Origin of the sequence: Corallococcus sp. CA053C (genome assembly GCF_003611675.1) — a bacterium.
Classification (GTDB): domain Bacteria; phylum Myxococcota; class Myxococcia; order Myxococcales; family Myxococcaceae; genus Corallococcus.
On the sequence record NZ_RAWA01000092.1, the window covers coordinates 1 to 25,658 of the forward strand.

The window sequence follows — 25,658 nt, forward strand, 5'->3', positions numbered from 1 at the left end:
AGATGTGTAGAAGAGACAGGGGCTAAACTCTCTGAATCGCTTGCATTTTCCGGTCTGTTGTCCTAGGCAGTCAAGGCCCGGATGAGGGGGGCACGCAGGTCCATCCCCCACCGGCCGGGCTACCAACAACACGGCGCCGCGAGACCTTCCGCAAGGGTGAATCGCGGGCGCTTCCGACCGTGAAGTGACGACAATGGACGGTTTGAATCCCCGGAAGGTCTTCTCCCTCCTGTTCATCATCGGCATCGCCGTGGTGTTCACGCTCCAGTTCGGCCCGGGCAGCAACGGGTTCAGCTCCGGTGGCGACGTGGCCCCCACGGCCAGCGCGGCCGCGGTGGTGAACGGCAAGGAGATCCCCCTGCGCGACTTCAGCCTCGCGTGGTCGCGCCAGATGAGCTTCCTGCGCTCGCAGGGCCAGCCCATCCCGGAGTCGGTCGCCCGCCAGTTCGGCATGGACAAGCAGGTGCTCGACCGCCTGGTGAACGCGGAGCTGCTCGCCCAGTCGGCGGAGCGCCATGGCATCACCCCCTCGGATGAGGAGCTGCGCAAGCTCATCCACCAGAACTCGGACTTCCACTCCAAGGAGGGCCAGTTCGACTTCGCCCGCTACCAGCAGGTGCTGCGCGACTTCTACCGCCGCACGCCGCAGGAGTACGAGGAGGAGCTGCGCCGCCAGATGGCCGCGCAGAAGATGCTGGATGTGGTGCGCACGGGCGCCGTGGTGTCGGACGACGAGGTCCGCGCGCGCTACGAGAAGGACGGCAACCAGGCGAAGCTGGTGTTCGCCCGCTTCCTGCCCACGATGTTCGCGGACAAGGTCCCGGCGCCCACGCCCGCGCAGCTCGCGGAGTTCCAGAAGGCGCACGAGAAGGAGATCAGCGACTACTACGCCGCGAACAGCTTCGTCTACAACGTGCCCGAGCGCATCCGCGCGCGGCAGATCCTGGTGAAGGTCGCCCCGGACGCCACGCCCGAGCAGAAGGCCCAGGCGAAGGCGAAGGCGGAAGGACTGCGCAAGGAGCTGGACTCCGGCAAGGACTTCGCGGCGGTGGCGAAGGCCAGCAGCGAGGACGACGCGACGAAGCTCAAGGGCGGCGACCTGGGTTGGGTGGAGCGCAACGCGTGGGAGCCCACCCTGGCCAACGCGGCGTTCGCGCTCAAGGCCGGCGAGGTGACGCAGCCGGTGGAGTCCCCGCTGGGCGTGCACCTGGTGAAGGTGGAGGAGAAGAAGGAAGCCCAGGCCCGGAAGCTGGACGAGGTGAAGGGGGAGATCGCCACCACCCTCTACAAGCAGGACCAGGCCAAGGGGCTCGCGAAGGCGGAGGCCGACAAGGCGCTCGCGGCGCTCAAGGGCGGCAAGTCGCTGAAGGAGCTGTTCCCGGTGGCCGCGGGCCAGCAGCCGGCGCTCCTGCGCTTCGAGGCGGAGACGAAGCCCGAGGCGGTGGAGACGGACAGCTTCACCGCGGCGGGAGACTCCGTGCCGCACCTGGGCCCGGCGCCCGGCCTCGTGAAGGCCACCTTCGAGGCCGCGGGCCCCAAGCCGCTGGACGAGGTCTTCACCGTGGGCGAGGCGCACGTCGTCGCGCAGGTGGTGGAGCGGGAGAAGCCGGACACCGCGGGCTTCGACAAGCGCAAGGACGAGCTGCGCACCCAGGCCCGTCAGGCCAAGCAGATTGAGCTGACGGAGTCCTTCCTCAAGTCACTGCGCAAGAGCGGCACCGTCGTCACCAACACCGAGGCCATCGACTCGGTGCTGGGCGCCGCGGGGTAGTCCGCCGTCACAGCACGCTGTCTTCAGCGGGCGAAGGGGACCTCGGTGGGGGCCTCTTCGCCCGTCGTGCGTTCGGCGACGGCGATGCCATTGCGGCCCTGGCCCTTGGCCGCGTACATGGCGAAGTCCGCCGCGCGGATGAGGTCCGTGGCGGAGGTGGCGTGGTCCGGGAAGGACGCCACGCCGACGCTCGCGGTGAGCGACACGTCCAGCCCCTGCTCGCGCAGGAAGCGGTGGCCACGGAAGGCCTCGCAGATGCGCTGGGCGATGACCTGGGCGCCCGCGGTGTCCGTTTCAATCAGCATCACCGCGAACTCGTCCCCGCCGTAGCGGAAGACGGCGTCCAGGTTGTGGCGGCCCAGACCGATGAGCACGTCCCCCACCTCCTTGAGCGTCGCGCTGCCCACGAGGTGGCCGTGCCTGTCGTTGATGGACTTGAAGTGGTCCAGGTCCAGGAACACGAGCGACAGCGGGTGGCGGAAGCGCGCCGAGCGCTTCACCTCCTGCTCCAGCTGCGCGCGCAGGTGCCGCGCGTTGAAGCAGCCGGTGTGCTCGTCGGTGATGGTGAGCTCCTGCACGCGGCGGAAGTTGCGCGCGTTCTCGATGGCGATGGCCGCGTAGTCCGCGATGGCCGTGAGGGTGGTGAGGTCCTCGGGCGTGAAGGTGGGCTCGGTGGGGCCGTTCACGAGCTCAATCACACCCAGCACCCGCTCGCGCGCCACCAGGGGCACGGCGAGCAGGGAGCGGGTGTGGAAGGCGGAGGCCTCGTCGAAGCGGGGCGCGAAGCTGGGGTCGCCGCCCACGTCGTGGACGAGCCGCGCGGTGCCGGACGCGAACACCGCCCCGGCGATGCCTTCCCCGGGGTTGAGCTGGAGGCCCTTGAGGGCTTCAGCGCCCTCGCCCACCGCGATTTCGAAGTACAGCTTCCCGCTGCGCTCGTCCTGCAGGATGAGGGACCAGTTGCGCGGCCGCAGCAGCGCGCTGACCTTCTGCATCACGAGCGTGAGGACTTCGCGCAGCTCCAACGTGGAGGTCAACGCCTTGGCCATCTCGTTGAAGGCGGCCAGTTGCTCCACTGTCCGCTTCATGGCCGACAGGAGGTCCGCGGGGTTCATCGGGGTGCCCTCCGGAGCGCAAGTCTGCTAAGGCCCGCGAGTCGCGACACGCACTCGCCCATGGATCCCATCTCTTTGCTCGTTCTCGCCTCCGCATCGCCCCGGCGCAAGGATTTATTGGCCCAACTGGGGCTGAGCTTCACCGTGGCGGCTGCGGATATCGATGAAACGCCGATGGCCGGAGAAATTGCACGAAACTATGTGCACCGGCTCGCGGTGGAGAAAGCCCGGACGGTGGCCGTCCGTCACCGGGACGCGTGGGTGCTGGCCGCCGACACCACCGTGGCCCTCGGGTCGGACCTGCTGGGCAAGCCTCGGGACGCCGAGGAAGCGCGCGCCATGCTGGGCCAGCTGTCCGGCCGCACGCACGAGGTCTTCACCGGCATCGCGGTCGCGGGCCGCGCCCAGGCCTCCCAGGTCGTCCGCACGCAGGTGACGTTCCGCGTGCTCTCCCGGGAGGAGATCGCCTGGTACGCGGACACCGGAGAGCCCCTGGACAAGGCGGGCGCCTACGCCATCCAGGGCAAGGGCGGCTTCCTCGTCGCCTCCGTGGAGGGCAGCCCCACCAACGTCATCGGCCTGCCGCTGGGAGAGACGCTGGCGCTGCTCGCGCAGGCGGGCGTCCCCCTGCCGTGGCAGTCTCCACACCCTTTTGGGATTCCCACATGAGCAGCTCCGTGGCGGACAACCTGGCGCGCGTGCGCGAGCGCGTGGCGAAGGCCTGCGCGAGCGCGGGGCGGCCCGAGGCGTCGGTGACGCTGGTGGCGGTGTCCAAGCTCAAGCCCGCGGCGCTCATCCGCGAGGCGTACGCGGCCGGGCAGCGCGACTTCGGGGAGAACTACGCCCAGGAGCTGCGCGACAAGGCGGCGGAGCTCGCGGACCTGGACGGCCTGCGCTGGCACGCCATTGGGGCGCTGCAGACGAACAAGGTGAAGTACGTGGCCCGCGTCGCGCACGCCTTCCACGCACTGGACCGGCTGGAGATCGCGGCCGAGCTGTCGAAGCGGCGCGCAGGTGCCGCTCCCCTGCCCTGCTACGTGGAGATCAATCTGGGCGCGGAGGACACCAAGCACGGGCTGGCCGCGGACGCGCTGGGGGACTTCCTCGTGCAGGTGCGCGCGCTGCCGAACCTCCAGCCCGTGGGGCTGATGGCGCTACCGCCGCCCACGGACGACGTGGCGCGGATGCGCGAAGGCTTCGCCCGGCTGCGCGAGCTGGCCCGGGCCCATGCGTTGCCAGCGCTCTCCATGGGCACCACGCACGACTTCGAGCAGGCCATCCTCGAAGGCGCCACCGTCGTGCGCGTGGGCACCGCCATCTTCGGCGAGCGCTCCTGACGCGGGTGCCTCCGGGCGCTCACACCGCCTTGAGCTTGAGCCGGCCCTCGGAGTTGACGCGGGCCAGGTACTCGCAGCCGCAGTAGTTGCAGCGCAGCTCCTCCCCGTCGGTGAACGTGTCGTCCACGGGGTTGTGGGCGTCACAGCCGGGACACTCGAACTCCTTGAACACGCGGCTGCCATTGGCGGCGCCGGCCTCCTTCGCGAAGTCGTCGTCGTCGAACTGGAAGTCGTTGGACATGGGCGGTGGCTCCGAAGCGGGGCGAAACGGCCTGTAACGCTACCAGCCTCCGCGTCATCCCGCTGGGCATGCAGGCAGGCGTCACGAACTGTCGCCCATTTGTCAGCAGCCGGGCCGCGCGTGTACCCCTGGGCCCCCCGCATTCGTCCAGCACCGGGCCTTCGCTGGCGCGTCTGGGGGGCGGCCGGACGGCTTTTGAATGCCCGGAGCGCCGGGCCGTCCCGGAAATGTCCGGTGGTGGGGGCGGTTGCGGTGCACGGTTGGCTTGGGCGGTCCGGCCACCTAACTTGCAAGCAAGGGAGCACACCCGATGCGCAGTCTGTCCAGGTGGGGGTTCACGGCGGCGATGGTCGGACTCATGGGGTCCGCGCTCGCGCACGCCCAGGAGCCCGCCCCGGCGGCGTTCGGCCCGGGTGAGCAGGCCCAGTACCGGGTGAAGTACCTGGGGCTGACGGCGGGCACCGCGACGGTGACCGTGGGCGCGCCCATGACGCAGTGGGGCCAGAGCGTGTGGCCCATCGTGGCGCTGGCGAAGTCCGACGACATGGTCGGCGTCTATCCCATCAAGAGCCGCTACGTGTCGTACTGGGACGCCGCGACCCAGCGGGTGACGGGCAGCGACCTGCACTCGGATGAGAACCGCAAGCGTCGGCGTCAGCGCATCCAGCTCACGGCGGACAGCAAGAGCGCGAAGGTCGTCAAGCAGAAGGAGAGCGACCCGCCGCGCGAGACGAACCACGAGCTGCCCGACGGCACGATGGACATGACGGGCGCGGCGTTCGCGCTGAGGAACAAGGACCTGACGGTGGGCACGACGTACACGTACCCCGTGTTCACCGGCAGCAGGAACTTCACGATGAGCGCCACGGTGGAGGGCCGCGAGACGCTGACCACGCCGATGGGCGCGCGCGACACCTTCCGCGTGCGCGTGCACACCGAGTTCGGCGGCAACCTGGAGTCCAAGCGGGACCTGGTCGCGCACTTCACCGCGGACTCCCGCCACGTGCCGGTGCGCATGGAGGCGGACTTCGCGCTGGGAACCATCGTGGTGGAGATGACGGACTACAAGCCGGGCCGCGCGGTGGCGGCGGTGGCCCGCGCGGACAATTCGGCCGACTGAAGGTCGTCCAGCAGGGGAAGGCATGGGAATGGGCGTGGTGGGTTGGGCGTGGGCCGTGGCGACGGTGCTGTCGGCCGCGCCGGGTGGACCGACGGTGGTATCGCCCCTGGTGAAGGTGCGTCCGGACGCGACGCCGAAGGGCGCGGCCCAGGCCCGCCTGAGCGTGGCGCGCGGCGAGTGCGAGGCCACCCAGGTGGTACTTGCCCGAGGCGTCACCCGCGTGACGATGCAGCCTCTGGCCCTCAAGGGGCCGGGCGCGCCGCTCACCGTGGACGCGTGGCGCGAGGCCTACCTGGACGTGAAGACACCGTCCAACGGTGAGGGAAAGACGGGCCCGTGGCCGGACGCGCTCGTGCCGCTGTCGGCGCCGGGCAACCCCCAGCACCCCACGGTCGTCTACGTGGAGGTGTGCGTGCCCCGGACGCAGGCGGCGGGCACCTATACCGGGAGCCTGAGCGCGGCGGCGGATGGGAAGGACCAGCCCGCGGTGCCCTTCACGGTGGAGGTGCAGCCGTTCGAGATCCCGGCCACGTCGTCGCTGCCCAACAGCTTCGGCATCTCGCTCTACAGCATCGCGAAGGGGCACGGGATCGCGGCCGACTCCGCGGAGGCGAAGGCGCTGCTGCGCGCGTACGGCAAGGCGCTCCTGGAGCACCGCGTGAGCGCGCACGGCATGGGCATGGACCCGCCACCGGTGAAGTACCAGGAAGGCCGCGCGGTGCTGGACTGGACCGCGTACGACGCGGAGCTCGGGCCCTTCCTCGACGGCAGCCTGCTGCCCTCCGGCGCGCGCTTCACCACCACGGACGTGCGCGACAACAAGAAGGCCACCACGGACGCGCAGAAGACGGCGTACTACCGCGCCTTCCAGCAGCACTTCGAGGACAAGGGCTGGCCCACGCAGCTCTTCTTCTACGCCAAGGACGAACCCAAGCCGGAGGACGTGCCGCTGGTGAAGGCGCAGTCCCAGCGCGTGCGCGCCGCGGGCCGCATCCCGGTGCTCGTCACCTCGCCGTTGGACCCCACGCTCCAGGGTTCGGCGGACATCCTCACGCCCACGCTCAACTGCTTCTACCCGCGCGAGGGCCCGCAGACGTGCCGCACGGTGGCGAACACCGCGACGGTGCGCACGCGCCTGCCGCCGCGCGCGAAGGTGTGGTGGTACCAGAGCTGCAACTCGCACGGCTGCACCGGCGGCACGCCCCCGGACGCGACGTTGGATCGGGCCTACAGCGACTGGGCCTCGTACATGGTGGACGCCCCCGCCCCGCTCAACCGGGCCATGGGCGTGCTCGCCTTCTCCAGCGGCGTGGACGGCGAGCTCTATTTCGACACCGTCTTCGCATACAACACGAAGAAGGATGTCTGGACGGACCTCTTCGAGTTCGGCGGCAACGGCGACGGCACCCTCTTCTACCCGGGCACGCCCGCGAAGCTGGGGGGCAGCGAGCACCAGCCGGTGCTGACGCTGCGGCTGAAGCAGATCCGCGACGGGCTGGAGGACTACGAGTACCTGCGGCTGCTCACGACGCTGGGCGACGGGGACTTCGCCCGGGCGGCGGCGAAACGGCTGGCCCGTTCAGGCTATGAAATCACCCGCGACCCGGCGGAATGGGAGCAGGTGCGCCAGGAAGTGACGGCGCGACTCGTGAAGCGATGGGCGTCTGAACAAGCGAAGCGCTCCGGACGTCGGACTTCCGGGGGCACCCCGTAGTCACTCCCCCTGGGAGAAAGCAGAATGAGCTCCATGCGCACCCTCGTCGCGGCCTGCCTCGCCTTCAGCGCCGTCAGCGCCACCCCCAGCGGGGCCCAGCAGGCCGCCCCTTTCACCATGCCCTCCGTCCTGCGCGGCCAGACGGGCCCGTCCGACGCCGGCACGCCCGCCGCCGGGGCGTCCGCCGAACCCGAAGCCAACACCGGGGACGCGGCGGCTTCCGCGGCGCCCAACGAGCCCACCGTCGCGGTGAAGCCGTGTGACCAGGGCCTGCCCGCGCTGCGCACGCCGCTCGCGTTCAAGCCCGGGGAGCTGCTGGAGTTCGACCTGGACGCCATGGGCGCCAAGGCGGGCAAGCTCACCATGCGCGTGCAGCGTCCGGCCAACGGCTCGCTACCGGTGCTGGTGGAGGCGCAGACGAACACCCTGTTCTCCAAGGTGCGCCGGGTGCGCGGCAGCGCGGTGAGCTACCTGCACCCGCGCACGCTGCGCCCCTCGCGCTACACCGAGGACGCGGTGGAGAACGAGCAGCGCCGCAAGGTGAACGTGGACTTCGGCGCGCAGGACCGCTCCGTCAAGGTGGACTACCAGTTCGGGGACCGGCCCAAGGGCCAGTTCAACTACACGTTCGACAAGGACGGCCTGGACGTCGCGGGCGCCATCTACCTCATCCGTCAGCTGCCCCTGAAGAAGGACCTGCCGGTGTGCTTCGACGTGTACGGCATCCGCCGCATGTGGCGCCTGACGGCCACAGTGGTGGAGCGCGAGCACGTGTCGCTGCCCCTGGGCGAGTTCGAGGCCTGGCACCTGTCCGGCACCGCCGTGCGCATCGACCGGCCCTCCCAGACGCGCGACGTTCACGTCTGGATCACCGACGACGCGCGCCGCCTGCCGCTCGCCGCCGTGGGCGCCATCGACCTGGGCGCCGTGCGCCTCACCCTGTCCGGCGTCAAGCGCCCCGGCGAAAAGCCCCTGGAGGCGCAGGGCAAGGAAGACTTGAAGTGGTGACGCCGGGCTGAAGCCCCGCGCCAGGCCCGCCTCCCTTCGGGGAGCGCGGGCTTTTTCATGCACCTCAAATGAGACTGGTTTGCAAAATCAACACCCCGGGCGTAGGGTGCGCGCCGCTCGATGCGCCCCCATCTCCTGAACCCGCTCCTGACGCTGCTGTTCACCCCCCTGTTCCTGCTGCCGCTGGCGGCCCGTGCGCAGTCCTACCGGGCCCATGACGAAGGCCGGTCGCGCCGCGGGCGCTTCATGGACGAGTCGCGCATCGGGGAGCCGGACAAGAACGAAGTCATCACGGTGGGCAGCAAGCCGAAGCTGGACCTGGACGTGAACGCCTACGCGGACCTCCAGTTCGCGTACTTCAACTACGGGGAGAACCAGAACCGGGCGAACGGGGCGCAGAAGGACTCGCGGCTCGTCTTCGACACGACGCGCCTGGTGCTGGAGCTGGAGGCGGGGCTGCCGGAGTACGGCATCGAGGCCGAGTTCGAGGTGGAGTTCGAGCACGGCGGCACGGGCGTGTCGATGGAGTTGGAGTACGAGGAGTTCGGCGAGTTCGACACCGAGGTGGAGAAGGGTGGCGAGGCACTGGTGGAGGAGCTGTACCTGACGAAGAAGCTGGGCCATCAGTTGGAGCTGTCGGTGGGCCGCTTCTACGTCGCGGTGGGCACCCTCTTCGCGGACTACCGGCCCACGGACTACCTGGGCACCATCCGCGCCGAGGCGGAGACGCGGCTCATCCCCAATACGTGGAACGACATGGGGATGCAGCTGCGGTGGGACAGCCCCTGGGGCGTCCGACTCACCGGGCAGGTGGTGAACGGGCTGGACTCCACGGCCTTCAACTCGAATCAGTGGGTGGCCAGGGGCCTGCAGAAGCGCTTCGAGCTGGTGCGCGCGTCGGACCTGGCGGCGGTGCTGCGCGCGGACGTGAAGCGCTTTCCCGGCTTCGTCTTCGGCGTGTCCGCCTACTACGGCGGCACCACGCGCAACCGGCCCAAGCCGGACCTCGTGAAGCAGTGCGACGACGCGAACCCCAACGTGGTGGCGCCGTGCGGCTACGTGAGCGCGCCGCTGTTCGTGACGGACGCGCACCTGTCGGTGGACCGGGGCGGCTGGCGGGCGCACGCGATGGTGATGTACGGCCACCTGGGCAACGCCGCGGCGGTGTCCGCGCGCAACGCGCGCCTGTCCAACCTGCTCAACGTGCTGCGCACGCCGGTGTCCGACAACGCGCTCTCCGCGTGGGGCGAGCTGGGCTACGACATCGCGCCGGCGCTGGGCCTGGACGGCAACCACCGGCTGGAGCCGTACGTCCGCATCGACTACATGGATTCGCAGTTCAAGCCTCGCGCGGAGCTGTTCGACAACCCGCGCTTCGAGCGCACCGTCTACACCGTGGGCACCAGCTACACGCTCGCGGGCCTCGCCGTCATCAAGCTCGACTTCGGACAGCGCCGCATGGGCTCGTCCGCCTTCCGCCCGGAGAACACGCTCCGGATGTCGACGGGCTTCGTCTACTGACGGCCTTCCCAAGCTGATTGAAACGCCGTTGCAGAAACGGTCTTGAAAGGAATCCCCATGTTCTCCCGTTCCCTGAAATTCTCCCTGCTGGTTGGCGGCGCGCTCGCGCTGGGCGCCTGCGGTGACGACAACACTGGCGGCGACCTGCAGTCGCTGGATCAGCAGCTCGTCGTCAACTTCGCGGACGCGGTGGTGGTGCCCACCTACAACCTGCTCGCCACGCGCATGGTGGAACTGGACGCGGCGGCGCGGGCGCTGAAGAACTCGCCCAGCGCGGCGACGTTGAAGGGGGCGCAGGACGCATGGTTCGCCGCGCGCGTGCCGTGGGAGCAGAGCGAGGCGTTCCTTTTCGGGCCGGTGGACAGCTACGGGTGGGACCCGGCGCTGGACAGCTGGCCGGTGAACCGCACGGACCTGGACGCGGTGCTCAACAACTCCGACCCGCTCTCCCAGCAGTACGTCAGCCAACTGCAGGAGACCCAGAAGGGCTACCACACCACGGAGTACCTGCTCTTCGGCGAGGGCGTGACGAAGAAGCCGGAGGACTTCAACGCGCGGCAGTTCGAGTACCTGCTCGCGCTCACCGCGGAGCTCAAGGTGGTGTCCGGCAATCTGGCGTCCTCGTGGACGACGGGCGTGAACGGGCAGGCCCCGTACCGCGACACGCTGGCCAAGGCCGGTGAGGCGGGCAACACCGTGTACCCCACGGTGGAGGCGGGCGCGCAGGAAATGCTGGGCGGCGTGCTGGTCATCCTCGACGAGGTGGCCAACGGGAAGATCGCCGACCCGTACGACGCGAAGGACGCGAACCTGGTGGAGAGCCAGTTCGCGCTCAACTCCCTCTCCGACTTCACCAACAACCTGCGCAGCGTGGAGAACGTCTACCTGGGCCACCGCCCGGAGAGCGCGGCCAAGGGCCTGTCCATGTCGGACGTGGTGAAGGAGCGCGACGCGGCGCTGGACACGCGCGTGAAGGCGGAGCTGGCGGCGGCCATCGCGGCGCTGGGCCGGGTGCCGGAGCCGTTCCCGGTCTCCATCAAGGACCCGGCCTCGGCGGATGAAATCGAAGGGGCGCAGGCGGCCATCAAGAAGCTGCACGACACCTTCCAGAACGAAGTCAAGGCTGTCATCCTGCCGTGATGCGTGAGCGGGGGAGCGCGATGCGAAGGGCCTTGGGACTCGGAGCACTGTTGTGGCTCGTGGGCTGTGGCGACGCCGAGCCCGAAGTCCCCGAGCCCCCGCCGCGCGCGGGGGGCAGCACCACCGTGGATGACCGCACGTCGCGGGCGTTCGCGTATGCCGCCCCCAACCTCAGCGCGGAACACGAAGCGCTGCACCGCGAGGGCGACGCCGCCTTCGCGGCCGTGTTCGTCCCCGGCCCCGCTCCGGTGAACCCGGGGTTGGGGCCCGCGTTCAACAACAACTCGTGCAACGGCTGCCACCTGCGCAACGGCCGGGGCATGCCGGTGATGGGCGGAGGCCCGCAGCGCACGCAGCTGCTCGTGCGCGTGAGCCTGCCGGAGGGCACGCCGGACCATCCCCACGGCGCGGTGCCGGTGCCGGGGTTCGGCTTCCAGATTCAAGACCAGGCCGTCTACGGTGCCTCGCCCGAGGCCCGCGTGACGCTCTCCTGGGTGGAGAGTCCGAGCACGTACGCGGACGGCACGGCGTACAGCCTGCGCTCGCCGCGCGTCGCCATCGAGATGCCGGACGGGTCGTCACCGCCGCCGGACATGCGGACGTCGCTGCGCCTGCCGCCGCCGGTGGTGGGCCTGGGGCTGCTGGAAGCGGTGGACGTGGCCACGCTGCGGGCGCTCGAGGACCCCACCGACGCCAACGGCGATGGCGTGTCCGGGCGGCTGAACACCGTGTGGGACGTGCAGGCCCGCGTGCTCGTCCCCGGCCGCTTCGGCTGGAAGGCGAACAGCCCCACGCTCGAGCAGCAGTCGGCGGAGGCGTACTTCAACGACATGGGGATCTCGAATCCCCTCTTCCCCGACGCGGACGGCACCTTCGAGCTGCCGCGGAAGACGCTGGACGCGGCGGTCTTCTACGCCCAGTCGCTCGGGGTGCCGGCGCGCACGGCGCTGGACGACGCGACGGTGAAGCACGGCGAGGCGGAGTTCCGGGACCTGGGCTGCGCGGCCTGCCACCGTGAAACGCTGGAGACGGGCGAGCACCCGGTGGCGGAGCTGTCCCACCAGCGGATCCACCCGTACACGGACCTGCTGCTGCATGACCTGGGGCCGGGCCTGGCCGACGGACGGCCGGACGGGGATGCCAACGGCAGCGAGTGGCGCACCGCGCCCCTGTGGGGCCTGGGCCTGACGCAGACCATCCTCCCGTACTCGGCGTGGCTGCACGATGGACGGGCGCGCACGCTGGAAGAGGCCATCCTCTGGCACGGCGGCGAGGCGGAACGTGCCCGGGAGGGCTTCCGCAACCTGTCCGCCAGCGACCGGGCCGCGCTGGTGCGCTTCCTCCAGTCGCTGTAGCGGCGGGAGACTGCTACCCGCGCCGGATCATCCCGGCCGCCTGGGACAGCCGGCGACGCAGGTGTGTCACCACCTCGTGCAGGTCCTCCAGGCGCTGGAGCACGTGGAGGTCCTCTCCCGCGTTCAGCAGGGCCACGGGCGTCAGCGCTTCGCGATGGAGCGCCTGGAGCATGTCGTAGAAGTGGGCCTGCACGTCTCCCAGCGCATCCAGGCCCTCGCGGAGGTCGTCCTCCACGAAGTCCAGCAGGACGGTGGCATCCGCGCGCGCGGGCAGCGTCTGGGCCAGGCGCTCCACCGCCCCGCGAACAGGGTCGGTGCGGCGCAACATCGCGGTGGTGGCGAGGGCTGCGACGGGGAGGGACATGCCCGGAACGCTACAGGCCCGTAGCGTCCGGTCAATTTTCCCACCCTCCGCCCGCAGGTGCGGAACGCGCGTCAGCGAACCGGGGCGGCGCCTCCCGCAGCGCTTCCGGTGGTAGCCCTCTGCCCTTCGGTGCTGAACGCGTCAGCGACCGGGTGCGGCGGCGCCTCCCGTCGTGCCTCCCGTGCCGGCGCCGGGAGCCCCGGGCGCACTGCCAGGGACGGCGGGGGCCGCGGGAGCACCCGTGGCGGGCGCGGCGTTGGCCGGAGCCGGCGTGGCGGGCAGCGCGGTGCTGGGAGACGTATTCAGCGGCGCGGGCGTGCCCAAGAGCGGCGGCGCCGTGCCGGTGTTGAGCGGCGCGGGCGTGCCCAGGATGGGCGACGGCGGCGTGGTGGACGACTGCGTCAGCGGCGGCGTCGTGGCGAGGATGCCCGGGCTCACCTGGCTGGTGCCGACGAAGTTGTTGAAGTCCGGCGCGGACACCTGCGGCGTCGTGAAGCCTCCGACGGACACGCCCGCCACCGTCGGCGGCGTGGCGAAGGTGCCCTGCCCCTCCGGAGCGGTGGAACCCGGGGTCGCGCCCGAGACGATCGCAGGAGGGTTGGCCGGTCCGGACGGAGAGAACGAGCCACTGAACGTCGAAGGTGCATCCGACGGCAGCGCGGGCAGGGGCGCCGTCCCAGGGCCTGTTCCCGTCCCCGTCGTCCCTGTTCCCATCCCGGTCGCCGTCCCCACGGTGCCGCTGCCACCCGTGCCCTGCGTGGCCGGAGCGAAGCGTGGGGCGGACATCGGGGCCACCGCCGCCGGGAAGGCCGTGGGCGCCACCGGCGTGAGGCCCGCGAGCGACGCTGGCAGATGGCCCGTGGTGGGCACCACCTCCACGGACGGCACCTTCGCGCCCTCCACGCTGATGGAGACGTCGTCGAAGAGGAACTGCACGAAGCCGCGCGGCTCCTGCTGCTGCGGCAGGTTCCACACCACCACGACGAGCTCCGCATCCCTCGGACGCGCCTCGCGCAGCAGGCGCTTGGTGTCGTCATCCGCGAACGTGCCCGCGTCCAGCGCCGCCGCATGCACCAGCGCCGAGTCCGTCAGCAGCGCCCCGTTGCGCCACACGCTGCCAATGCCCCACACCGCCATGGCCGCGTGCGCGCGCGTCGTGGCGCGCCAGCCGATGCCGCTGTCGCCGTAGAGCGGCGTGCCCATCAGCACGCCGCCTTCGATGAGGTGCGGAGGAGGCCGGGGAAGCGGCCCGGCAGGGGCCCGCGCCATCGCCTGGACGGGAGGAAAGCCCGCCTGGGTCAGCTCGATGCGGTAGTCCACGCCGCCCACGCGCAGGCTGGCGCTGAGCTGGGCCTGGTCCCCGAAGGTCGCGTTGGCCATGCCGACGCGGTCCTCCACGGACAGGGATGCCTGCCCCGTGCCGCGCTCGGTCAGGTCACTGAATGGAAGCGGACCCTGGATGAAGTACCCGTCCGGCTGGTCGGTCCTCGCGCTGGCCTCCCGGCCCTCGAACGTGAACCCGTCACCCCCTGGACCCGCGGCCAGGACACCGGACAGCAAGATGCTGGTGATTGTACCCGCCATCGACGCTGCCTCCCTTGAAGTGGAAGGTAGGCAGCGGAGCGGGCCGTGGCACGCCCCGGGCTAAATCAGGCCGCGGGCGCGGCGGATCTGCTCGACGGTCTTGTTGTACTCGATGTCGAAGGCGCTCGTGCCTTCCTGCAGGTGCTTCAGCCGCGAGCGGGCCTCCCGGTCGATCTCGTCGTCCACGTCCAGGTGCTTCTTCATGCCCTGGAACATCTTCTGACGCAGCACGTTGTCCGGGGAGTAGACCTCCTCGACGTTCCGGCTGATGAGGAGGAATTCGATCATCTGGTTGATGACGAACTCGATGCCCTCGTCCCCCATCTTGAAGCCGCGGACATCCGCCATCTCGCGCTTCACCTGGTTGAACTTGGAGTAGTCATATCCCCGACGCTCCAGGGCCTCGCGCGTCGCCTGGTTCACACGCTCTTCGTTGGCGAGGTACTCGCGCATGATGGCGGAGAGATCCATCTCGGCGTCGGCCACGCGCATCGGCTCCACCTCGATGTCCCCGTCCTGCATGAGCTGCTGAATGGCCTCGCGCGAGATGATCGGGATCACCTTCGGATACAGCCTCATGTCGGTCCCTCGTCCTCTTCAAACGTGCTCGGATCTTCAACCGCTATAAATCAGCGCCGAGCATGGTCGCAATGAAAAACCCTAGGAACGTCGCGGGTTCCAGCGGCCAGCCCCCCCGGCGTCCGAACCGGAACTTAATCATGCCGCACCCGGTGGCGACCCTCCATCCGCTTTTTCGTGCGACGGTTCGGAAGCGTCATCCAGGGAGGCTTCGCGCACCGGGTCCTCGGTGTCGTCCTCGGGATCGCCATGCAGCCCCGCGTGGACGCGCTCGGCCATCGCGGGCCCCACGACCTCGGCCAGCTCCTCGATGCTGGCGTCCCCCACCCGCTTGAGAGAACCGAAGTGGCGCAGCAACATCTTCCGCCTTCCTTCGCCCACGCCCGGAATGTCCTCCAGCGCCGAACGCATGGCGCTCTTGCGCATCGTCTTGCCCTGGAAGGTGATGGCGAAGCGGTGCGCCTCGTCACGCATGCGCGTGAGCATGAACATTTCCGCTGAGTTCTGGGGCAGGACGATGGGGTCCTTGCGGCCCAGCACGAAGACGCGCTCGGGGCTCCTGGCGCTCTCCGCGTCCCGGTCGAACACCTCCTGGTCGCGGCTCTTGGCCAGGCCCACCACGTCCACGCCCTCCACGCCCAGGTCCTTCATGGCCGCGTGCGCGCTGGCCAGCTGGCCCTTGCCACCGTCGATGACCAACAGGTCCGGCAGGTCGGAATCCTCCAGGCCCCGCTTCAGCCGGCGGGTGATGACCTCGTACATGCTGGCGAAGTCGTCCTGCTTCTCCACCGTCTTGATCTTGTACTTGCGGTAGCGCGACTTGTCCGTCTCCCCGTCCGTCACCGCCACCTGCGACGCGACGATGGCGGAGCTCTGGAAGTGGGAGATGTCGTAGCACTCCATGCGGCGCGGGAAGTTGCGCAGGCCCAGCTTGGACTGGAGGCGCGACAGCACCGTGTCCGTCTCGTCCTTGGTGCGCTTTCTCTCCACGAACGCCTGCTCCGCGTTCTTCAGCGCCATGTTCACCAGCTCATGCTTCTCCCCGCGCTTGGGGACGAAGACGCGCACGCGGTCACCCTTGCGCTCGGTGAGCAGGGCCTCCAGGCCGTCGGTGCCGTCGCCGGGCTCCAGCGGCAGCAGCACCTCCTCCGGCACGAAGCCGCCCTGGTCGTAGTAGAGGTTCACGAACGACGCGAGCAGCTCGTCGTCCGGGAACTCCTGGCTGCCGAAGGGGAACGCCTGGCCGCCGTTGAGCCGGCCCTGCCGCACGTACAGCACGTAGAACAGGATGCGGTCGCCCTCGCGGAAGAAGGCGAACACGTCCTGGTCCTTGAAGTCGGAGGTGGCCACCTTCTGGCGCTCCAGGCTGCGCTCGATCGCGAGCAGCTGGTCGCGCACGCGGGCGGCCTCCTCGAACTTCAACTCGGACGACGCGCGCTTCATGCGCATGCGCAGCCCTTCGATGAGCTCTCCCGCCTTGCCCTCCAGGAACATGGCCACCTCGTCCACGCTCTTGCGGTAGTCCTCCGGCGACACCGGGTGGACGCACGGCGCGGGGCACCGGCCGATTTGATAGAGCAGGCACGGCCGCTTGCGGTTGGCCAGCACGTGGTCCGTGCAGGTGCGCAGCTGGAAGAAGCGGTTGATGAGGCGCAGCGTTTCGCGGATGGCGCCCGCGCTGGAGTACGGGCCGAAGTAGCGCGCGCCGTCCTTCTCGTACTTGCGGACCACCTCCAGCCGGGGGAAGGGCTGGTTGCGGTCCAGGCGCAGGGAGATGAACTGCTTGTCGTCCTTGAGCAGGACGTTGAAGCGCGGCTTGTGCTTCTTGATCAGCTCGTTTTCGAGGAGGAGCGCCTCCTTCTCGTTGTGGACGAGCACCGTCTCCAGGTCGCCCAGCATCGTGTCCAGCAGGGACACGAAGACGCGGGTATCGCCGGTGCGGGTGAAGTAGCTGCGCACGCGGCTGCGCAGGTTGATGGCCTTGCCCACGTAGATGATCTGCCCGCGCTTGTCCTTCATCAGGTACACGCCGGGCTCGGTGGGCAGCGCGTCCAGCTTCTCCTGCAGCCGGATGTCCATGCGGGGTGGCTCCTAGTTCTTGCGTGCCCGCGAACGGCCGGACGTTCCCGACGACGAACCACCCGAAGAACCGCCCGAAGAACCGCCCGACGGACGCCCGCGGCCCCGCCCCTTCTTGGGGGTGGTGCCGGGCTGATCCACCGCCTTGGGCGGCGCGCGCAGCAGCGAACGGGACGCGGGCTTGAGGCCCAGGTCCATGTCCTTGAGCAGCTGGACGCGGTCGCGGAACTCGGCGGCCTTCTCGAACTGCATCTCGTCCGCGGCCTTGAGCATGTCCTGGCTGAACTCCGCGATGAGGCGTTTGATCTCCTTGGCCTCCAGGAGGTCGTTCTCCCCTTCCGCCGCCATGGGCAGCGCGCCGGCCTGCGCGTCGTAGTCCGGGAGGTTCTCGGAGAAGTTCTGGATGTTGCTCTTCACCGAGCGCGGCGTGATGCCGTGCTGGACGTTGTAGGCGGTCTGGATGGTCCGACGGCGGGACGTCTCTTCGAGCGCCCGCTTCATGGAGTCGGTCATCTGGTCCGCGTACATGATGACGCGCCCGTTCAAGTTGCGCGCCGCGCGGCCAATGGTCTGGATGAGCGACACGTGGCTGCGCAGGAAGCCTTCCTTGTCCGCGTCCAGGATGGCGACGAGCGACACCTCCGGGATGTCCAGGCCTTCGCGCAACAGGTTGATGCCCACGAGCACGTCGAACTCGCCCCGGCGCAGGTCGCGGATGATGGCCATGCGCTGGATGGCGTCGATGTCCGAGTGCAGGTAGCGCACCTTCACGCCCACGTCGCTGTAGTACTCGGTGAGGTCCTCCGCCATGCGCTTGGTGAGCGTCGTCACCAGCACGCGCTCCTTCTTCGACACGCGCACGCGGACCTCTTCCAGCAGGTCGTCCACCTGATTGCCGGCGGGACGCGTCTCCACCTCCGGATCGATGAGGCCCGTGGGGCGGATGATCTGCTCCACCACCACGCCCTTGGACTTCTGCAGCTCGTACTCGGCGGGGGTCGCGGAGACGAAGACGGCCTGCTGCACCATCTCCTCGAACTCGTTGAACTTCAGCGGCCGGTTGTCCAGGGCGCTGGGCATGCGGAAGCCGAAGTTGACCAGCGTCTCCTTGCGCGCGCGGTCGCCGCGGTACATGGCGCCAATCTGGGACACCGTCTGGTGGCTCTCGTCGATGAGCACCAGCATGTTGCGCGGGAAGTAGTCGATGAGGCACGGGGCGGATTCGCCCGGCGCGCGCCCGGTGAAGTGGCGCGAGTAGTTCTCGATGCCGTTGCAGTAGCCGACCTGTTCGATCATCTCCAGGTCGAACATGGTGCGCTGCTCCAGCCGCTGCGCCTCCAGCAGCTTGCCCTCCGCCTTGAACTTCTGGAGCTGATCCGCCAGCTCCTCGCGGATGGTGCGGATGGCGTTCTGGCGCGCGTCCGGGCCCGCGACGTAGTGGCTGGCGGGGAAGATGACGATCTTCTCCAGCTGCCCCAGCGTCACGCCGCGCAGCGGGTCGAACTCCGTGATGCGCTCCACCTCGTCGCCGAAGAAGCTGACGCGCACGGCGCGCTCTTCCTCGTAGATGGGGAACACCTCCACGGTGTCGCCCCGGGCGCGGAAGGTGCCGCGGTGGAAGTCCAGGTCGTTGCGCTCGTACTGGGCTTCCACGAGCTGGCGCATGAAGCCATCGCGGCCCATGTCCTCGCCCACCTGCGCGCGGATGGCCAGATCCACGTAGCTGCGCGCGGCACCCAGGCCGTAGATGCAGGACACGCTGGCCACGATGATGACGTCGTCGCGCGTGCGCAGGCTGTGCGTCGCCGAGTGGCGCATCCGTTCGATGTTCTCGTTGATGGACGAGTCCTTCTCGATGAAGGTGTCCGTCGACGGAACGTAGGCCTCGGGCTGGTAGTAGTCGTAGTAGGAGACGAAGTACTCGACGGCGTTGTTCGGGAACAGGCCCTTGAACTCACCGTAGAGCTGCGCGGCCAGCGTCTTGTTGTGCGCGATGACCAGCGCGGGCCGCTGCACGTTGACGATGAGGTTCGCCATCGTGAACGTCTTGCCCGAACCGGTGACGCCCAGGAGGGTCTGGTAGCGGTCGCCGCGCACCAGGCCCTCGGTCAACTCACCGATGGCCCGGGGCTGGTCGCCCTGCGGCTTGTGGTCACTGACGAGTTGGAACTCCGGCATAGGGGCACGATCTAACACCCCAGCCGCGGGAGTACTGAACCTTCGTGCATGCCCGTCCGCCAAAAGACGGAGCGCCCTCCTACTTCGCGGTCGCGCCCTTCAGTGCCTCCAGGGACTTCAGGCGGGCAGCCTCGAACTCGTCGCCCTTGTTCCACTTCGGCATCTCCGGCGAGCGCGCCACCTGGGCGCCCACCAGGAAGAACAGCCGCGTGTCCTCCACGGCGCCGGACAGGTCCCACTCCGGCCGCAGTTCGTCCGAGGGCTGGTGGTAGTGCTTCGCCTCCCACACTCCGCGCTGCTCGCGGCCCCAGCCCTCCGGCTTGCCGATGAAGTCCATGCCGCTGCCGAAGTAGGCCGCCGGGATGCCCATGCGCGCGAAGTTGAATTGATCCGACCGGTAGAAGAAGCCGCGGTCGGAGAGCTGATCCGCCTTCACCGCGCGCCCCTGCGTCTTCGCCATCGCGGTGACGAAGGCGTCCAGGCTGGACTTGCCCAGGCCGATGACGGTGATGTCGCGCGTGCGGCCCAGGATGTTCGCGCCGTCCACGTTGATGTTGGCGGCGATGCGGCCCGCGGGCACCGGCGGATGCGCGGCGAGGTACGCGGAGCCCAGCAGGCCGTACTCCTCCGCGGCCACCGCGGCGAACAACACGGAGCGGCGCGGAGGCGTGGGCAGCGACGTGAAGGCCCGCGCCACCGTGAGCATCGCGGCCACGCCGGACGCGTTGTCCACCGCGCCGTTGTAGATGCCGTCCTCGTCCGGCTTGCCGTCGTCCTTCCTGCCCAGGTGATCATGGTGCGCGCTGTAGAGCACCACCTCCTTCGCCAGCGAGGGGTCGCTGCCCGGCAGCACGCCCAGCACGTTCGCGGTGGGCCGGCGGCGCACCTCGTTGGTGAGGCTCAGCGACAGCTTCACGCCCAGGGGCACCGGGCGGAAGTCGCGCTTCTGCGCGGCGGCACGCAACGTGTCCAGGTCCTGGCCCGCGAGTTTCAGCACCTGCTTCGTCGCGTCCTCGGTGGTCCACGCCTTCACCTGGAGGCGGGGCGCGTCGCCCGCGGGCAACTCGAACTGCTCGTTCGTCCACGACGTGCGCACCACCTGCCACGGATAGCCCGCGCTGGGCGTGGTGTGGATGATGATGGCGCCCGCCGCGCCCGTCTTCGCGGCCTGCTCGTATTTGTAGTCCCAGCGGCCGTACCAGAGGCGCGCCTTGCCGGCGAACAGGCGCGGATCCTCCTCCGGATCATTGTTGAGGATGACGAGCGTCTTGCCCTTGAGGTCCGCGCCCTTGAAGTCGTCCCACTGGTACTCCGGCGCGACGATGCCGTAGCCCACGAAGACGAGCTCGGAGGCCTCCAGCTTCGCCTCCGTCGCCTGCACGCCGGACACCGCGATGAAGTCCTCGCGAGGCTTGAGCTCCACGCGGCCTGACTGCGCCTGGAAGCCCATCGTGCCCGGGTGGCTGTTGATGCCGATGAGCTCGAAGCGCTGGAGGTAGCTGCCGTCCGCGGCGCCCGGCTTCAGGCCCAGGCCCTCGAACTGCGTGGCGATGTACTCCTGCGCCAGCGCGTCGCCCCGCGTGCCCGGGCCGCGGCCCTCCAGCAGGTCGCTCGCGAGGAAGCGCACGTGCGAGCGCAGCAGCTCCTGGGTGATGGCCTGTTCGGCCACCTTCTCCTGGGGCGTGATGGAGGGCGTGCCCGCCGCGAGGACGGGCAGCGAGGACAGGGCGACGAACAGGACGGGGAGGTGCGCCGGGAGGAGCCTCATGGCCCCTGGCCTAGCATGACGGCCCGGGGCCTCCCCAGCGGGTTTTCAGGAGGCGGGCGCCGCCACCTTCCAGGAGGTGCCAGCAGGCGTGTCCATGATGTCCACACCGCGCTCCTTCAGGGCTCCGCGCACCCGGTCGGCGGCGGCGAAGTCCTTCGCGGCGCGGGCGGCGGTCCGCTCGGCGAGCAGCCGCTCCACCTCCGCCACGTCGATGCCGCGCTCACGCACCGCGCGATCTCGCCGGCGCAGCAGCCACGCGCTCGCGTCGTCCTCGAAGAGGCCCAGGACGCGGGACATCTCCCGCACCTGGTCGCGCAGCACCTGGAGCGTGCGGCCCACCAGCGCCTTGTCCTTCACGGGCGGCTTGTCCGTCAGCTCGTTCATCAGGCCGAACTGGCCCGACAACGCACCCAGGGCGCCCGCGGTGTTGAAGTCGTCGTCCATGGAGGACTCGAACTCCGCGAGGAAGCGCGCGGGGTCGCCGTGCAGCGGCCCCTTGCCGAAGTCCTTGCCCGCGATGCGCTCATCCACCTTGCGCAGCGTTTCGTAGAAGTACTCCATGCGCCCTTCCGCGTCCTGGAGCGCCTTCTCCCCGAAGCCCAGCGGGTGGCGGTAGTGCGTGGCCAGGAAGAAGAAGCGCAGGGCCTCCGCGTCCACCTTGGCGAGCGCGTCGCGCAGGCGCACCACGTTGCCCAGCGACTTGGACATCTTCGCGCCTTCCATGTCCAGGAAGCCGCAGTGCATCCAGTACTTCGCCATCATCTGGTCGGTGGCGGACTCGCTCTGGGCGATCTCGTTCTCGTGGTGGGGGAAGATGAGGTCCAACGCCCCGCCGTGGATGTCGAACGAGCGGCCCAGGTACTTCTCGCTCATCGCGGAGCACTCGATGTGCCAGCCCGGCCGGCCCTTGCCCCAGGGGCTTTCCCACGACGGCTCGCCGGGCTTCGCCGCCTTCCACAGCGCGAAGTCCAGCGGCTCGCGCTTGAGCTCGCCGGGCTGCACGCGCTCGCCCTGGCACAGGTCGTCCAGGTGGCGCTTGGACAGCTTCGCGTAGTCCTCGTCCTTGCTGACGGCGAAGTACACGTCGCCCTTCGCCTCGTAGGCGTAGCCCTTGTCCACCAGCGTCTGGATGAGGGCGACGATCTCCGGAATCGTCTCGCTCACGCGGGGCGACACGTCCGGCTCGAGCAGGTGCAGGGCCTGGACGTCCTCGCGGAAGATGTCCACGAAGCGCGAGGCGAACGCATGGGGGGTCTCCCCCGCTTCGTGCGCGAACTTGATGATCTTGTCGTCGACGTCCGTGAAGTTGCGCACGTACGTCACCTTGAAGCCCCGGTAGCGCAGGTAGCGGACCACCACGTCGAACGACGTGAAGGTGCGCGCGTTCCCGATATGGATGTAGCTGTAGACCGTGGGCCCACAGACGTAGACCTTCACCTCGCCGGGCACGAGCGGCTCCAGCGGCTCCTTCTGCATGGACATCGTGTTGAAGAGCCGGATGGATGAGGGGGCCACGGTGAGGGTCCTCCTTGGGAGCGGGGCGGGCGCGACACTTGCGCGACGCGGTACACACTCTAGGATCCCCAGTCCCACACAGGCCAGCACTTGGCGCCGGATGCGTCCGACAGCCGAGGAAACCCGGTGGGCCCCCTGTTCGCTGCCCCGCAACCTGGGAGAATGGCCGCATGGCCCCGCCGAACCCCAAGCGTCCGCCGCGCCCTCCCCGTCCGCCCGGGCAGCAGGCGACCCCGGACGACCCGGGCGAGGAGCTGCCGTTCGACGAGGACGAGGTGGCGCCCCTGCAGGCGGATGATCCACGGCCGCAGCGCGTCCCCCAGTATCCGGCGGGTCCCCGGCGGGTGAAGCGGCGCGTGCCGGGCGAGCGAACGAAGTCCGACCGGGAGCTGCTGCCCCGCTACGACTGGCAGAAGGAGTACTCGGATCCGGGCCTGACGCCCGCGTTCCTGTACGTGGAGCGCGGGCCGGGCGTGGGGCAGCTCGTCCCCCTGCACCAGGGGTCCATCACGCTGGGGCGCTCGTCCACCTCCGACCTGCGCCTCCAGCACGCCTCCATCAGCCGGCGCCACGCCCAGCTCACCCGGCGCGGCAATGCGTTCTTCGTGCGCGACCTGGGCAGCCAGAACGGCACGTTCGTCAACCGCTCGCGCATCAAGGGCGAGGTGGAGGTCCGGCCCGGAGACGAGCTGAGCCTGGGCAACGCGAGCCTGCGGCTGCGCGGGCCAGGCACGGCTTCCGCGACGCTGAAGACGGCGTTGGATCCGCTCCTGCCGCGCCGGGGAAAGCGCTCGGCGGGCGTCGTCGCCGTGGCCCTGGCCGCGGCCGTCGTAGGCTCCGCGGTGGCGGCGCTGATCAGCGTGCTGGCCCTGCGGATGACCGACGAGCCGTCGGAACGGGCGCTGGCGGAAGGGGCGGCGGCCCAGAAGGGAGCGGCGACTCCGGCCGGGTCCCCGGCGAAGGAGGTCCGTGCCCCGGACGAGGGTGCTCCGGAGGCGGTCCAGGGCGCGGAGACCGGTGCCGGGCGCGAGCCCTCCGGGAAGGACGCGCCTGCGTCGGGAGCACAGGTCCCGGTTCCCGAGCGCAGGGTCGCCACGAAGGACGGGGCGACGACCCCCAGCGCCACGCAGATTGCCCAGGGACTGCGCGAGGGCACGGCATCCCCGAAGCCGGTGCCGTCAGGCCTGGAGGCCTCCGACGTGGCCCGGAGCGAGGTCCGCCGGAAGGGGACGCTGGCGGCCGCGGCGCAGGGCACCCCGGATGAGCGAACGCGCGCGGACATCCTCGCCCGCTACGAATCCGGTGACGTATCGGGCGCCCTGGCCCAGGCGCGGCGCGCGAACCTCGCGCCCCTGGTGCAGCAGCTCACCCGCTTCCAGACCGCCGAGGCCAACGCGCGGACCGCCCTGGCGAAGCACGACCGTCCCCGGGCGCTCGACGCGCTCATCTCCGCCGTGCAGTTGGACCAGGCCCTGTCCCCGGGCTGGAGCCGCCACGGCCCGGGGCTGCGCCGTCAGCTCGCCAGCCTGTACGTGCGCACGGGCATGGACGCCGTCCGCGCCCGCAACCAAGCCGACGCGCGCGCGGCGTTCAGCAACGCCCTCAAGTACGACGAGAGCAACGCCGAGGCCCGTGAACAGCTGGCCGCGCTCGAAGCCCAGGCGCCCGCCGCGCCCTGAAGCACAGCGAAGGCCGCCGGAAATACGAAGCCCCGGATCCCAACGAGGGAACCCGGGGCGAGGGCTGCGGACGCGACGGCCAGGAGGCCCGCCGCGTCACGAAACCATCAGGCGAGGTTGAAGATCTTCTTCAGGTCGGACTCGACCTCTTCCTCGGTGCAATCCTTGGCCAGCGACAGCTCCTTGATGAGCAGCGAGCGCGCCGTGTCGAGCATCTTGCGCTCGCCGAACGACAGGTCCTTGTCACCCTTGAGCAGGTACAGGTCGCGCAGCACCTCGGCGATCTCGAAGACGGAACCCGTCTTGATCTTCTCCATGTACTCGCGATAGCGACGGTTCCACGTCGTCGAGTCCACCGAGATGTCCTTCTCGCGGAGGATGGAGTAGACCTGCTTGACGTCCTCCTCGCTGATGATCTCCCGAAGGCCGACGGAACCGACCTTGTTGATGGGGATCATGATCCGCATCCCGTTCTCCAGGATGCGCAGCACGTAGAACGACTGGCGCTGCCCGGCGACCTCGGTGTGCTCGATGCCCATCACCTCACCGACGCCCTGGCCCGGATAAACCGCCTTGTCACCAGTCTTGAAGCTGGTCTGCACTAACTGCCTCCTTGGAGAAAGCTTCGACCCCGGCCTTCAAGCCGGCCACTACTACCACAAACCACATCCACGGGCAACGAAATCGCCTTGACCACCCGAAGCGGGCCGCACTACGGTGTCCGGTTTTGTGTGCGGAATTGCTCAGGGTACGAGCGCCGCATGACGGACACGGTGGTGGGTGGGGGTGGGTGTTGGTTCGTTATGCGTGGCGCGACCTGGGCACGCGTCCTTTGTTTTTTCCCGCGCTGAGCCTCACGCTCGGCGCCCTCTGGGCAACCGGAACAGGGAGCGCCGCCGGGGTATTTCTCCTCTGCGCGCTTTGTCTGGGACTGGCGGGGACGGCGCTCGGTCCATTGCCGGGTGTCCATCTCGGGGTGCTCGGTGCGCTGGCCCTGACGGGCGCGGGTCTTTCCGGTTTCGAGGCGCGGGTGGACATTCCCCCGGCGCTCGCGGACGGGGGAAGCGCCGTGCTGGAGGGCGAATTGGAGCGCGTGGAGCGCTTCGACGGCGCCACCCGGCTGCGACTCGTGGTGGCCAGGGCCGGGCCGCTTCCGGGGCCCCAGGTCGCCGCCCGCTTCCGCGCGAGCCTCTCCGGCCAGGGTGCCGGGCTGGACCTGCAACCCGGGCAGCGCGTGCGGGTGGAGGCGCGGCTCGTGCCGGATGCGCCTCCGTCCAACCCGGGCGAGCGGGACTTCGCGTCGGCGCGACGGCGGCAGGGTGTGGCCTTCACGGGCGGATTCGCACCGGGACGTCTGCTGGCGCTCTCCCCTGCCCCGGCGTGGCGGGTCGCGCTGGAGGACGTGCGGGGGCGGCTGGGGCAGGCGGTCCGCGAGGTGGCGCCCTCTCCTGACGCGGCGGCGCTGTTCCTGACGCTGGCGGCCGGGCAGCGCGCGGACCTGGATGACTCCTGGGAGGAGGCGTTCTCGCGGGCGGGGCTCGCGCACGTGCTCAGCGTCAGCGGGCTGCACGCTGTCGCTTATACACATCT

At 69.7% G+C, this 25,658-nt stretch carries 21 protein-coding genes; 11 read left to right on the forward strand and 10 right to left on the reverse strand.

Annotated features, from left to right (window positions below; translation table 11 throughout):
* Window positions 1-193 precede the first annotated feature (193 nt).
* Window positions 194-1,771, forward strand: coding sequence for a peptidylprolyl isomerase (locus tag D7V97_RS15040; protein ID WP_120611326.1), 1,578 nt, complete (start codon window positions 194-196; stop codon window positions 1,769-1,771).
* Window positions 1,772-1,794: 23 nt separating this feature from the next.
* Here the strand turns inward: D7V97_RS15040 and D7V97_RS15045 are convergent, their stop codons facing one another.
* Window positions 1,795-2,886, reverse strand: coding sequence for a sensor domain-containing diguanylate cyclase (locus D7V97_RS15045; RefSeq protein ID WP_120611327.1), 1,092 nt, complete (start codon window positions 2,884-2,886; stop codon window positions 1,795-1,797).
* 60 nt (window positions 2,887-2,946) lie between these two features.
* Between D7V97_RS15045 and D7V97_RS15050 the strand changes: the two genes are divergently transcribed.
* Both D7V97_RS15050 and D7V97_RS15055 read left to right on the forward strand, forming a co-directional pair.
* Window positions 2,947-3,555, forward strand: a complete 609-nt coding sequence (locus tag D7V97_RS15050; RefSeq protein WP_120611328.1) for a nucleoside triphosphate pyrophosphatase — start codon at window positions 2,947-2,949, stop codon at window positions 3,553-3,555.
* Complete coding sequence (locus D7V97_RS15055) at window positions 3,552-4,223, forward strand: YggS family pyridoxal phosphate-dependent enzyme (RefSeq protein WP_120611329.1); 672 nt, start codon at window positions 3,552-3,554, stop codon at window positions 4,221-4,223. Before D7V97_RS15050 ends, D7V97_RS15055 begins: the two co-directional genes overlap by 4 nt.
* 19 nt (window positions 4,224-4,242) lie before the next feature.
* Here the strand turns inward: D7V97_RS15055 and D7V97_RS15060 are convergent, their stop codons facing one another.
* Entirely contained in the window at window positions 4,243-4,464 is a 222-nt protein-coding gene (locus D7V97_RS15060) for a hypothetical protein (protein WP_120611330.1), read from the reverse strand.
* 310 nt (window positions 4,465-4,774) lie between these two features.
* Between D7V97_RS15060 and D7V97_RS15065 the strand changes: the two genes are divergently transcribed.
* The 6 genes from D7V97_RS15065 to D7V97_RS15090 all read left to right on the forward strand — a co-directional run bounded on the left by D7V97_RS15065 (window position 4,775) and on the right by D7V97_RS15090 (window position 12,322).
* Complete coding sequence (locus D7V97_RS15065; protein WP_120611331.1) at window positions 4,775-5,584, forward strand: DUF3108 domain-containing protein; 810 nt, start codon at window positions 4,775-4,777, stop codon at window positions 5,582-5,584.
* A 22-nt stretch (window positions 5,585-5,606) separates the two neighbouring features.
* Entirely contained in the window at window positions 5,607-7,298 is a 1,692-nt protein-coding gene (locus D7V97_RS15070; protein WP_304988507.1) for a DUF4091 domain-containing protein, read from the forward strand.
* Between the two features lie 24 nt (window positions 7,299-7,322).
* The gene (locus D7V97_RS15075) at window positions 7,323-8,306 is read left to right on the forward strand and encodes a DUF3108 domain-containing protein (RefSeq protein WP_120611333.1); all 984 of its coding nucleotides are present in this window, start codon (window positions 7,323-7,325) and stop codon (window positions 8,304-8,306) included.
* A gap of 120 nt (window positions 8,307-8,426) precedes the next feature.
* The gene (locus D7V97_RS15080; RefSeq protein ID WP_233582828.1) at window positions 8,427-9,827 is read left to right on the forward strand and encodes a hypothetical protein; all 1,401 of its coding nucleotides are present in this window, start codon (window positions 8,427-8,429) and stop codon (window positions 9,825-9,827) included.
* A gap of 57 nt (window positions 9,828-9,884) precedes the next feature.
* Window positions 9,885-10,967 (forward strand): imelysin family protein, encoded by a 1,083-nt coding sequence (locus tag D7V97_RS15085; RefSeq protein WP_120611334.1) that lies wholly within the window; start codon window positions 9,885-9,887, stop codon window positions 10,965-10,967.
* A 20-nt stretch (window positions 10,968-10,987) separates the two neighbouring features.
* Window positions 10,988-12,322 carry a di-heme oxidoredictase family protein gene (locus D7V97_RS15090; RefSeq protein WP_120611344.1) on the forward strand — a complete coding sequence of 445 codons (1,335 nt, stop codon included), beginning with the start codon at window positions 10,988-10,990 and terminating at the stop codon, window positions 12,320-12,322.
* Window positions 12,323-12,335: 13 nt separating this feature from the next.
* Here D7V97_RS15090 and D7V97_RS15095 read toward each other — a convergent pair whose 3' ends face one another.
* From D7V97_RS15095 to cysS, 7 genes are all read right to left on the reverse strand, one after another.
* Complete coding sequence (locus tag D7V97_RS15095) at window positions 12,336-12,686, reverse strand: hypothetical protein (protein ID WP_120611335.1); 351 nt, start codon at window positions 12,684-12,686, stop codon at window positions 12,336-12,338.
* A gap of 141 nt (window positions 12,687-12,827) precedes the next feature.
* On the reverse strand, window positions 12,828-14,270 hold the full coding sequence (locus tag D7V97_RS15100) for a hypothetical protein (RefSeq protein ID WP_120611336.1): 1,443 nt from the start codon (window positions 14,268-14,270) through the stop codon (window positions 12,828-12,830).
* A 60-nt stretch (window positions 14,271-14,330) separates the two neighbouring features.
* On the reverse strand, window positions 14,331-14,849 hold the full coding sequence (locus tag D7V97_RS15105; RefSeq protein ID WP_120611337.1) for a DUF507 family protein: 519 nt from the start codon (window positions 14,847-14,849) through the stop codon (window positions 14,331-14,333).
* A gap of 138 nt (window positions 14,850-14,987) precedes the next feature.
* The gene (uvrC, locus tag D7V97_RS15110) at window positions 14,988-16,928 is read right to left on the reverse strand and encodes an excinuclease ABC subunit UvrC (RefSeq protein ID WP_120611338.1); all 1,941 of its coding nucleotides are present in this window, start codon (window positions 16,926-16,928) and stop codon (window positions 14,988-14,990) included.
* Window positions 16,929-16,940: 12 nt separating this feature from the next.
* The gene (uvrB, locus tag D7V97_RS15115; RefSeq protein ID WP_120611339.1) at window positions 16,941-19,106 is read right to left on the reverse strand and encodes an excinuclease ABC subunit UvrB; all 2,166 of its coding nucleotides are present in this window, start codon (window positions 19,104-19,106) and stop codon (window positions 16,941-16,943) included.
* 79 nt (window positions 19,107-19,185) lie between these two features.
* Window positions 19,186-20,874 carry a M28 family metallopeptidase gene (locus tag D7V97_RS15120; RefSeq protein ID WP_120611340.1) on the reverse strand — a complete coding sequence of 563 codons (1,689 nt, stop codon included), beginning with the start codon at window positions 20,872-20,874 and terminating at the stop codon, window positions 19,186-19,188.
* Between the two features lie 45 nt (window positions 20,875-20,919).
* Window positions 20,920-22,389, reverse strand: coding sequence for a cysteine--tRNA ligase (gene cysS / locus D7V97_RS15125; protein ID WP_120611341.1), 1,470 nt, complete (start codon window positions 22,387-22,389; stop codon window positions 20,920-20,922).
* Window positions 22,390-22,559: 170 nt separating this feature from the next.
* On the opposite strand from cysS, the gene D7V97_RS46635 reads away from it, so the two are divergent.
* Complete coding sequence (locus D7V97_RS46635; protein ID WP_120611342.1) at window positions 22,560-24,068, forward strand: FHA domain-containing protein; 1,509 nt, start codon at window positions 22,560-22,562, stop codon at window positions 24,066-24,068.
* A gap of 107 nt (window positions 24,069-24,175) precedes the next feature.
* Here the strand turns inward: D7V97_RS46635 and D7V97_RS15135 are convergent, their stop codons facing one another.
* A complete protein-coding gene (locus D7V97_RS15135; RefSeq protein WP_120533482.1) occupies window positions 24,176-24,670 on the reverse strand; it encodes a CarD family transcriptional regulator in 495 nt (164 codons plus the stop codon).
* A gap of 191 nt (window positions 24,671-24,861) precedes the next feature.
* Here D7V97_RS15135 and D7V97_RS15140 point away from each other — a divergent pair.
* On the forward strand, window positions 24,862-25,658 hold a 797-nt coding region (locus D7V97_RS15140; protein WP_233582829.1), incomplete at its 3' end, for a ComEC/Rec2 family competence protein.